Below are 10,739 nucleotides of genomic sequence, written 5' to 3'. Positions count from 1 at the left end.
AAAAAGAAGAGTAGCTGTTTGATACAATCCCACTTTATTATAAGAAGGAAAGGGCTAAATATTGAGTGAGATTCAAAGAAACAGCCTCATTTAATTTATAAAGAAGAGATGAGCCAATCACTTTAAACAGAGGCTTAGCTTTGATCTCAGCAAGTGTTACTTTGAAGCCCTTTTTGATAAAAAACAATCTGCTTCTTGGATTGCTTTTTTATAGTCAAATTGTACGTCTTATCAGACAAGTATAAATTCTACGGGCTTTTTCTGTTATGCTCTAAAGACTAATGCTATTTATCTTAAAATTTCTTTAATCTATTAATAATTAAAGATACATATCATCACAGTTAATTCATTCAGTTCAGGTAAGAAAAAAGCTCTAGAGATAAATTAAACCCTTTTGTTATTTTAAGGTTCAAATTCTGAGCTTATTTCATCAGTAGCTGTGTCAGTAGTTACATTATTAAATGCATTAATTTTTTCTAAATCTTCTACAGGGACAAAAGCACCTACGGTTTTTCCATTACGAGTAATCAAAAATCTTTCGCCTTTATATTTTGCTAAGTTAACACATTCTGACAAGTTTTGGCGAAATTCTATCTACGAAGCTCATTACTTTTGCTTTTACCATATCATTAACCTATATATTTTTTGATTAAATTAATAAATTTATTAGATAACATGTTTATGACTATAAAATATAGTAAATAATTGCATTGATAAATAGGTCATTATATCTCAAATGGTATAACTTACATTTGGTGATAAGATAATGATTTAATTAATCATGGTAGTGTACATATTTAGCAATTTCTAGAAAATTATTCTAAGTACCGATAATCCATTATTATCGGTACTTAAAAAAAATAGAAAAATAGACAATGAAAAATCAAAGTGTTAGAAAATTGAAGTCGGTAAAGATGGTCAATATGGAAAATCAGTTAGCAATACAAAAATTGAAAATTTCGAAGTTGGCGAATATTTTGATTTGGTCAAAACAGCAAAAGAATAGGCGGCTTTTGCAAGATCGTTTAATACCAACAAATCTTATCGATTTGATTGGAACGATTTTGTTTTTTGGTGTCAGGAAAAAAATTTAAGGTCATTACCAGCTTTGCCTCAAACGATTGTCGTCTATTTGATTAGTCGAGCAAATAACGCATGGGTCAATCAACAAGGGAAATTACAAAAACCTCTCAAAATTTCTAATTTAAGCCGAAGACTTACCTCTATTAGCCAAGCTCATAAATTAGCTAAACAGCCTTTCGACAAAAATTGCCCCGAAATACAAGAAGTCTGGAAAGGAATAAAAAATAAATTAGGATCTGCCCAAACCCGTAAAGACCCGATTTTACTAGATGATTTACGCAAGATGATCGAATGAATCAATAATGACAATAGTAAAGCAAATTCGTTTTTAGGGATGCGTGACAAGGCTTTATTGTTACTGGGATTTGTAGGCGCATTTCGAAAATCAGAATTAGTTTCTTTAACGATTGATGACACTAAATTTGTTAGAGAAGGCTTGCAAATTACGCTTAGGAAATCGAAAACGGACCAAGAAGGGAAGGGGAGAGTCATTGCTATTCCTTATGGATCAAACATTCTCACTTGCCCTGTCAGAACCTTAAATGATTGGCTTGATTGTTCTAAAATTAACGAAGGACCATCATTTCGACCGATTAATCGGCATGGTCAAATCATGGATAAAGCCCTAACTTCCAAATCCGTCGCATTGATTATTAAGCGGAACAAACATTTAGAAAAGCAGAAACATTCATTCTCAGATCACAGCTTACGGGCTGGATTTGCTACAACTTCTGCCATCTCTGGTGTTCCTGAGCATTTGATCATGAAGCAAACAGGCCATAAAAGCTCTGATACCATTAGAAGATATATTCGATTGGGGAACATGTGGACGGAAAATGCCGCCACTAAAATTGGTTTATAAGTTTAATTTCCATCCTATAATACATCTTATCGCGGACATTTTCCTTAGATAAGCGTCTCAGTGGAAATTGATCAACTTTAATGAAATTTTATCCTTGATCTTCTTAGGACAAAGTGCGCTTTTATTTTAGGCACCAGGTTTCTTGTTTTATTGAAGGTTTTTTCTATTTAATAATTTTTAAATTGTGTGAAGCAGCTAAAGTTTTAAAATGGGCTAATCCTGCATCGGTGAGATTCTCGCACAAAATTAGACCTAGATGCTGCAAACCCGTTAAGGGTTTCAAATGCCTTAAACCTGCGTCGGTGAGATTTTTACAATCGCTTAGATTGAGAGACTGCAAACTCGTTAAGGGTGTCAAATGGACTAATCCGGCATCGGTGAGTTTCTGACAACCGCTTAAACCTAGATGTTGTAAAGCGATTAAGGGTGTCAAATGCGTTAAACCTGCGCCGGTGAGCTCATCACAATTGCTCAGATATAAATGTTGTAAAGCCCTTAAGGGGGTCAAATGCGTCAATCCTGCATCAGTAAGATACATCCATCCACCCAGATTTAAATGTTTTAAAGCCACTAAAGTCCTCAAATGGGCTAATCCAGCACGGGTAAGTTTCCAACAGTCACTTAGATCTAGATGCTGCAAAGCCACTAAGAGAGCTAAATGCGCCAAACCAGCATCAGTGATTTTAGTGCACCTGTTTAGATTGAGATGCTGCAATCCCGTTAGGGTTCTCAAATGCGCCAATCCATCGTCCGTAATAGCCTGGCATGACATTAAATGAAGCATTTTTAAATTTTTACAATCTTTTAATGCTAAGAGATGGGCATCGGTTAAATAAGCATTGTTTGAAAAATCAAGGCTTTCTATCCCTCCTTCTATCTCATTTGAAAATAAATTTAAAAATTCTTCAAATTCCGTTAGATCATCGATCTTGTTTAATAATACACTCACAGCGGCGCATTCTAAATAGTTTTTCAAAGTGTTTAATCGACATTGCTGCGTGAGATTTAAAAGTTTTTTTAAACTGACTAAACTTTCTTCAGTGAAGTTAAAGGGTTCAAATCTCTGAGATTTATATCCCTCTACCAGCTGTGCTTCTAAATTTTCCACCACTTCTGTCAGTTCATAATAAGCGGCTAGTTGAATGGTGGAAGTAATCTCTTCTAAAGGAACATTAAAGTTAGCATCCGTCAGGCAATTGAGCAAAAGCCTAAAGTCTTTTTGTGTTAAATCGAGAGGGTGTTGCAGGGTTTCTTGAAATTTCCCCGACCACAGATTGTTAAAGTAGTGCGATTTTTCCCTTAACAAAGCTAGCTGAGAATGAGAAATAATCAGAGAAGTTCCCTCTTGAAAGCTTAGTTGAATTTCTTCAGATGAGGGTGAAAGAGCGGAAGCTGGAATCGTTGGCGCACTAGTTTCTTCTAGATTAGACAAAGAATTGTCTAAGGGGGTATTTTCATTCTCAAATTGTTCTTGTTGTCGATTTATCTCATTTAGTTGTAATCGTAACACTTCTTTAAATTGAGCATTTTCATTGGTAAGATTCTTAATTTTTCGTTTAAGATTAATGTTTTTATTTTTCAGATTCTGAACTTCTTCATTACATGTCGAAATTAATTGAGAGGCGTCATCAATTCTTTTTATTAATGCTGTATTTAATGCTGCATTTTTCTTTTCTTGTTCTAGAGTTTTCTTTTCCACAGCTTCTTCAATTAATTTCATGAATTGATCTGGTGTATAAACGTCAAAAGTTTGAAGTTGCATAATATCGCGCCTTTTAAAAATGTTTAAATTTAGCCTAAAAAGCTAGTTGTGTATATATTTACTTGGCTATCCATATCAGAAGTTATTTATATGACCAATAAAAAATTTTACTTTCTTTTTAAACCAACAATTTTTTTTATTTCAAGAATAAATTTACATTTATTTAATTATTGTTAGTTTTTATTGGATCAAATATTTTCACTTATCCTTTAAGAACCTTAAAAGATTAGCTTGTTTGTTTTAAAATCATCGAAGAAATATTATTTCTACTGATCAATCCGCTTAAGTCAGATAATTGATAAAGCTCTGACTTTTAAATTCGTCGCATTGATTATCAAACGAAATAAACGTGTAGAAGATCAGAATAGTTCTTTTTTAGGTATATTCTACGGGCTGAATTTGTTACAACAGCTGCCATCTTTGAGTACTCTCTTAACTTAGTACAAAAAGACCTTAAAAATGATGATAAAAAACCTCTAAAAAGTTTTGGCTATTTGGTAACAACCTTGAGAGCGTAAAACTGTTCCCAAGGGGGACATACTGAGCCATTTATACGGCAAGTTTTAAAGAAGCTCTTTATGTGTTACACGTCTTTCAAAAAAATCAAAGAGTGGAATTAAGATGCCTAAACAAGATATTGATTTAATTGAAAAAAGATGGAAAGATGCACAGCGTATTCATAATGAGCTAACAGTGAACGATCCATTAAAAAATATTTCTCAGATTGAACAGACACGCCACAGAAATACCGGAAATTTTTTAATTAATCTATTAGATTAGCTGGAATTGCTGCTTATACTCACCAACCTAAAAAAAGCCATCTATAAATTTAGCAGAACAACATTGCCTATTGTTAATAGCTGCCTAAAAATCCAAAATTCAGGTCAGTTAGAATATTTTGATGAATTGTCAAAATTGAAACTAAAATTTTTTAAACATTTCCTTTATTTATTAAAATTTGTAGTAATTTCCTTAATAAGTCAGAACGTGAAAAAACATCAAAGCTCAATCTATTGAAAAATTAATGGTTTTTGAGAGACTTTTCTGGCAAAATTGAAAGGCAAATAATATACCTTATACAAATTAACCATTCAAAATTCAGATTAACAAAAATACTACAAATTATAGAGGCATAAGGGGGAACAGCATAAAAAACAAATGCTTGTTCTTGGGTTAGCGAATCATTTAAAAATTTATTATGTAGTTAAATTAAAATAAATTCCAACACCACAGATAATGAATAAGGGATTTATAGCAAACAACGGGGGGTTGAATCCCGATGGGAAAAACAATGACTAAAAAAAATCAAGCCAGTTTTACAGGCATGGCTAATCAACTATATCGTTCTGCATTTGGACAGCTTAATAAGTTTAGAGGGGTTTTTTCTAACGATATAGGGATCGATTTAGGAACTGCCAATACACTGGTTTTTGTGAGAGGAAAAGGAATTGTTTTGGCTGAACCTTCCGTGGTTGCTGTCGACTCGGTGACAAATGAGGTATTGGCTGTTGGTCATAAAGCTAAGGCAATGCTTGGTAAGACACCTCGTAGGATCCACGCTGTAAGGCCTATGAAAGATGGCGTTATCGCCGATTTTGAAATTGCAGAGGGAATGCTAAAAGCTTTAATCAGAAGAGTAACGCCTTCACGGAGTTTATTCAGACCAAAAATTCTTATTGCGGTTCCTTCCGGAATCACAGGTGTTGAAAAAAGGGCAGTCGAAGACTCGGCTCTTCACGCTGGGGCCCAAGAAGTTTTTTTGATTGAAGAACCGATGGCTGCGGCAATTGGTGTGGACCTTCCAGTACACGAAGCTTGCGCGAGCATGATTATTGATGTTGGAGGAGGGACAACCGAAATTGCGATTTTGTCGCTTGGAGGAATTGTTGAATCTCGCTCACTACGCATTGCAGGAGATGAATTTGATGAATGTATCATCAATTATATGAGACGTACTTATAATTTAATGATCGGTCCTCGTACGGCAGAAGAAATAAAAATCACTATTGGTTCAGCTTATCCGCTTGGTGGAAATGAATTGGAAATGGAAGTGCGTGGGCGAGATCAAGTTGCAGGGTTACCTGTTACTAAACGCATTAACTCTGTTGAAATTCGAGAATGTTTAGCAGAACCTATTCAACAGGTTGTAGAAAGTGTTAAATTGACTCTGGAAAAATGTCCTCCTGAATTAGCTGCTGATCTTGTTGAACGAGGAATGGTGTTGGCCGGAGGTGGCGCGCTGATTAAAGGTTTAGATAAAGCTTTGATTAAAGAGACAGGTTTACCTGTTATTGTTGCCCCTAACCCTTTATTAGCTGTTTGTTTAGGAACAGGAAAAGCCCTTGAGTACTTAGATAAATTTAAAAAACGCAAAGCAATTTGAGTTTTTTAAGAGGAATTTTTCAGCATGAAATATGAAGAATTAAAACCTTGGATTCAAGAAATTGCTGAATTTTGTCAACCTCAAATTGTGCATATTTGCGATGGGTCTAAAAAAGAATACGAAGATTTATGCGCTTTAATGGTTAAAACAGGAACTTTGATCCCATTAAATGCAGCTAAACGTTTTCAAAGTTATTTATGCCGCTCAGACCCCCATGATGTGGCTAGAGTTGAAGATAGAACGTTTATTTGTTCTAAAAATTCTGAAGATGCTGGACCTACTAATCAGTGGCGTGATCCTTTAGAAATGAAACAAACTTTGCGGACCCTTTTTAAAGGTTCAATGCAGGGAAGGACGCTATATGTGATTCCATTTAGTATGGGTCCTTTAGGTTCTAAGATTTCCCATTTAGGAGTTCAAATTACTGATTCACCCTACGTCGTTTGTAATATGCGGTTAATGACACGCATGGGTAAACAAGTGGAAGAATTATTACCAACTCAAGAGTTTGTTCCCTGTCTCCATTCCGTCGGAATGCCTTTGAAAGATAGTTTAAAAGATGTCCCGTGGCCTTGTTCTAAAGATAAATATATTGTTCATTTTCCTGAAAGTCGTGAAATTTGGTCATTTGGAAGTGGTTATGGAGGAAATGCTCTTTTAGGAAAAAAATGTTATGCTTTGCGAATTGCTTCTGTGATGGCTCGCGATGAGGGATGGCTAGCAGAGCATATGTTGATCTTGGGCATAACAAATCCTCAAGGAGAAAAAAAATATTTAGCAGCTGCCTTTCCCAGTGCTTGTGGAAAAACAAACTTAGCTATGATGAAACCCACCTTACCTGGTTGGAAAATTGAAACAGTTGGCGATGATATTGCTTGGATGAAATTTGGGGAAGATGGACAGTTATACGCGATCAATCCAGAAGCTGGTTTTTTTGGTGTAGCAAGCGGAACAGCCATGCAATCAAATCCCAACGCCATGTTGACGATTGATCGTCAAGCTATTTTTACTAATGTAGCATTGACAGATGAAGGAGATGTGTGGTGGGAAGGGATGACAGAAACGCCTCCTCAGCATCTAGTCAATTGGTTAGGGCATGAATGGACACCTCAATCTAAAGAAAAAGCAGCTCATCCTAACTCTCGTTTTACAGTTGCCGCTAAACAATGTCCGATTATTGATTCTAAATGGGAAGATCCTAAGGGTGTTCCCATCTCTGCAATTTTATTTGGCGGACGACGCTCACATACCATCCCTTTAATTTGCGAAGCTTTTAATTGGCAGCACGGAACTTTTTTAGGCGCTTCTATTTCCTCTGAGACGACAGCAGCTTCCACAGGAGAAGTGGGTAAGCTTCGTCATGATCCTTTTGCAATGCTTCCTTTTTGTGGATACCATATGGGAGATTATTTTAATCACTGGTTGAAAATGGGCCTAAAAAAGGGGGTTAAGCTACCCAAAATTTTTTACGCAAATTGGTTTAGAAAAGGAGATAAGGGGGATTATCTTTGGCCTGGCTTTGGAGAAAATTGTCGAGTGTTAAAATGGATTTTTGAACGCACTTCCAACCAAGGCCAAGCCATTCGAACACCGATTGGGTATCTGCCAACCGAAGAATCAATTGATACGCAAGGGCTTGTTCTCAAACCTCAAGTGATGAAAAAACTTCTTCAAGTAGATCGAGAAGCTTGGCAAAAAGAAATACAAGAGATTAGACACTACTTTACCCGTTTTGGGAATAAACTTCCTCAAGCCATTCAAGAAGAATGGCAGCAATTAAAAGATCGCTTTAATGGATAAATGAATTTAAATGATGTCCCTTGATCCTTCTCCTCTTAAAAAAATCAGACGTTTAAGCCAAGCTTTAATGATAAGTGGTGCATTAAATATTGGAGTCCTCGGCTTTTTAGCTTATTGGGTTATGCGAGAAAGGCCTCCAACTCCTTATTGTGAACTTAAACCCATTGAAAGATCCAGGCAAATTTCCCTTACTGATGAAAAGGGGATTGCTGAGGTGATTACACATCTTTTTAAACTTCCTTACTGGGAATTAATCAGCCGTTTAGAGCATCACTCTGTGATAGAAAATGGCTATGCCGAAAGAGATTTAGCGCTTGCTTGTCTTGTCACTTTTCACGATTTTGATTTATTACGTGCATTACCGCGGCAAGCCCAACCTCAGCAAAAAAGGGAATTTGTATGGAAACTGCACCCTTCAGAACCTCCTTTGATTTTGACGGTCTACCCTAGTTTGACTCAACAGCAATATGACCAAATTATTCATTTTGCAAAAACTGAGCAATGGCCCATGACTTCCAAAGGATTATTTAAATTACTGAAAACACAAAAAAAAGACTCCTTAATGGACACATCTCTTGCAGAAGCTTTTTTTTTAACACCAGAATTTTGGACTGTAGAAATTTTGTTTAATCGGCTTGAGACATCTCTTTCTAAACAAAATATTTTAGATATCCTGATAGAAAGCGATTGGGAAGAGTTCAAAAAATTTGTTGAGCAGCAAAGGCAAAAGCATGATTTGTCTGATGCACGCCGACATAAGTTTTTATTAGATTATATCCAATTAGGATCTTCTTCAGCTGCCTCATTTCTTGTCAAAACAGACTTTGACTTTGCAATAAAAAAATTGACAGATGATCAAGTCATCCTTCTTTTGCAACTTTTAAAAAATAAGACAGAAACGAATGTTCGATTTGCTAAAGAAATGCTTAGAAGTCCTCGCAGCGCTAATGTTTGGAAATATGCAGCAGCAGCTCTCTATGCTTATGAAGGAGAAACGCCTATTTCCTGGAACTATGAAATCGCCTTAGCTCGTTTTTTGCCTGATCAATTACCCCTTCAAAAAAAAGAATCTCAAACTAAAAGTCAGGATATTTCCGTTGTTTCTAAACTTGTAGAGACCGTATCACCTTTAAAGGCTTTAACCAAAGAGAATGTGTCCGAAAAGAAAAATAAAAAAACCGTTGCTTCGACACCAAAAACTACTCTTAAAAATGCAATAAAGCCTTCTAATTCTTTAATAACAACAATGGTTACTAAAGATGCCCCCAAAAAAGGAACATTATTATTTTCATCCAGCCAACCTTCACCCTATCTAAAACAGCGTTTATATACTGTACAAGATGGGGATTCCCTTTGGAAAATCGCCAAACAATTTAGCGTTGAAGTAGATGTTTTAAGAACGCACAATCAATTATCATCCGATGCCATCCGTCCAGGAACTGTCTTAAAAATTCCCTAAAAGTTAAGAAATTTCGATTTTTTAGAGAATTTTTAAGAAAATTAAGGATAGAATTAGGAAGAAACAAATGGGAGAAGCTATTAAAGCAAAATAACAGGCTTGTAAAAAAATAGATTTAGAAAGTATCAAACATGTTTGCACTTTTACTTTTTCCAGTTGATCCTCTATTAGAAGTAAAATCATTAGAATTTGTCAAATTGCATCAATTTTTTTATATTTGCAAATACTAGAGCAAATTTATCAATGATAAACTAGCAAATCCCTTCTCAACTCTCTCCATGTATAACGCCACTCAAAAGATTGTTTAAAATGATCTAGATTTTCTTTGGCATCTAAATAACCAGGTTTAAGAGAAAGGGCTTTTTCCCAACAAAATCGAGCATCTTGCCATTGTTGACCTTGAGCAAAAATATTTCCCAAATTGTTATAGCAAGCCGCATTTGTTGTATCTAAGAGAAGGGCTTGTTCATAAGCGTTTTTTGCAGATTTCCTATCTTGTAATTTTACAAAGCAATTTCCTTCATAAAATCGAGAAAAAGAGTCGTTGAGTTGTTGAAAATAAAACAAAGCTTGAGGAAACCTTTCTTGATTAAATAAAATTTTACCTTTTAGCAAAGTCTTTTCATCACTAGGGAAAGAAGTTTGATCAACAATCGCTTCAATTTTCGACTGGGTATATTGTTGAATTACCTTTAATTCCGCTTGCCTGTGAGCTTTTAAATGATTAGAAAGATTATTTAGATGTCTTCTGTAGTATGTTAGAGGAAGGTTAATATATTGAAATCGATAAAGATGAGCTAACCGAATCATGAGCTCATAATCTTCCGCATGAACAAAATGTTCATGATAAGGATGTGAAGTTAAACATTCTCGTTTGGCCATGATTGTACTAGGCCCTGGAATGACATTTCGAAAAAGAAGTGTGGCTAAAAAATTTTCGGGATTGATTTCTTGTCCATGCATTTCTCCGATTGTATTGCCATTGCTATCGATTAAATGAAGGGCAGTATAAACAATATCAAGGGTAGGATTTTCTGTTAAAACCTTTAATTGAACGGCAATCCTTTGAAAATCCATCCTATCATCTCCATCAAGTAAGCAAAAGTACTCTCCATGCGAAGCCGCAATTCCTCGATTACGAGCAGCAGAGGGGCCTTTGTTAGTTTGATATAAATATTGAAAACGAGAATCTTTTTGACAGAATTCTTGGCAAATAGATGCTGTACCATCTGTTGATCCATCATCGACAATCAAAACCTCGAAATTAGGATAAGTTTGTTGTAAAACACTATTGAGAGCTTCAAAGATAAAAGGAACTTGGTTAAAAACGGGGATAACGATGCTGACTAGAGGAGAAGAATGCATAAACATTTTCCAATTGATAAATCCA

Annotated in this window: 8 protein-coding genes and 1 pseudogene; 6 read left to right on the top strand and 3 right to left on the bottom strand. The window is 35.4% G+C overall.

What is annotated here, in order from left to right:
• Nucleotides 1-402 precede the first annotated feature (402 nt).
• A complete protein-coding gene (locus TY19_RS13110; RefSeq protein ID WP_158383182.1) occupies nucleotides 403-576 on the bottom strand; it encodes a type II toxin-antitoxin system Phd/YefM family antitoxin in 174 nt (57 codons plus the stop codon).
• Nucleotides 577-1,108: 532 nt separating this feature from the next.
• On the opposite strand from TY19_RS13110, the gene TY19_RS18590 reads away from it, so the two are divergent.
• Entirely contained in the window at nucleotides 1,109-1,378 is a 270-nt protein-coding gene (locus TY19_RS18590) for a hypothetical protein (protein ID WP_193354046.1), read from the top strand.
• 39 nt (nucleotides 1,379-1,417) lie between these two features.
• Entirely contained in the window at nucleotides 1,418-1,945 is a 528-nt protein-coding gene (locus TY19_RS10765; protein WP_193354045.1) for a site-specific integrase, read from the top strand.
• A gap of 163 nt (nucleotides 1,946-2,108) precedes the next feature.
• On the opposite strand, the gene TY19_RS10760 is transcribed toward TY19_RS10765, so the two are convergent.
• Complete coding sequence (locus tag TY19_RS10760) at nucleotides 2,109-3,455, bottom strand: BTB/POZ domain-containing protein (RefSeq protein WP_079979312.1); 1,347 nt, start codon at nucleotides 3,453-3,455, stop codon at nucleotides 2,109-2,111.
• A 942-nt stretch (nucleotides 3,456-4,397) separates the two neighbouring features.
• Here TY19_RS10760 and TY19_RS14255 point away from each other — a divergent pair.
• The 4 genes and pseudogenes from TY19_RS14255 to TY19_RS19700 form a co-directional block, all read left to right on the top strand.
• Nucleotides 4,398-4,575: pseudogene (locus TY19_RS14255) on the top strand (IS982 family transposase); the annotation flags it as partial.
• Between the two features lie 456 nt (nucleotides 4,576-5,031).
• The gene (locus TY19_RS10755; protein WP_162831837.1) at nucleotides 5,032-6,090 is read left to right on the top strand and encodes a rod shape-determining protein; all 1,059 of its coding nucleotides are present in this window, start codon (nucleotides 5,032-5,034) and stop codon (nucleotides 6,088-6,090) included.
• 24 nt (nucleotides 6,091-6,114) lie between these two features.
• A complete protein-coding gene (locus TY19_RS10750; protein WP_042282479.1) occupies nucleotides 6,115-7,890 on the top strand; it encodes a phosphoenolpyruvate carboxykinase (GTP) in 1,776 nt (591 codons plus the stop codon).
• Between the two features lie 10 nt (nucleotides 7,891-7,900).
• Nucleotides 7,901-9,349, top strand: a complete 1,449-nt coding sequence (locus TY19_RS19700) for a LysM peptidoglycan-binding domain-containing protein (protein WP_226988521.1) — start codon at nucleotides 7,901-7,903, stop codon at nucleotides 9,347-9,349.
• 240 nt (nucleotides 9,350-9,589) lie between these two features.
• On the opposite strand, the gene TY19_RS10740 is transcribed toward TY19_RS19700, so the two are convergent.
• Nucleotides 9,590-10,714, bottom strand: coding sequence for a glycosyltransferase (locus TY19_RS10740; protein ID WP_042282475.1), 1,125 nt, complete (start codon nucleotides 10,712-10,714; stop codon nucleotides 9,590-9,592).
• Nucleotides 10,715-10,739 lie beyond the last annotated feature (25 nt).

The organism is Candidatus Protochlamydia sp. R18, from assembly GCF_000648255.1.
Classification (GTDB): domain Bacteria; phylum Chlamydiota; class Chlamydiia; order Chlamydiales; family Parachlamydiaceae; genus Protochlamydia; species Protochlamydia amoebophila.
Note: the sequence above shows the minus strand (reverse complement) of the source record. Positions and strands in the feature narration are given on the sequence as shown.

Bases quoted from the DNA above. Each gene is read 5' to 3' on its own strand.
- TY19_RS10765 (WP_193354045.1), top strand. From the start codon at position 1,418: ATGCGTGACAAGGCTTTATTGTTACTGGGATTTGTAGGCGCATTTCGA.
- TY19_RS10755 (WP_162831837.1), top strand. From the start codon at position 5,032: ATGGCTAATCAACTATATCGTTCTGCATTTGGACAGCTTAATAAGTTT.
- TY19_RS10750 (WP_042282479.1), top strand. From the start codon at position 6,115: ATGAAATATGAAGAATTAAAACCTTGGATTCAAGAAATTGCTGAATTT.
- TY19_RS19700 (WP_226988521.1), top strand. From the start codon at position 7,901: ATGATGTCCCTTGATCCTTCTCCTCTTAAAAAAATCAGACGTTTAAGC.
- TY19_RS10740 (WP_042282475.1), bottom strand. From the start codon at position 10,714: ATGCATTCTTCTCCTCTAGTCAGCATCGTTATCCCCGTTTTTAACCAA.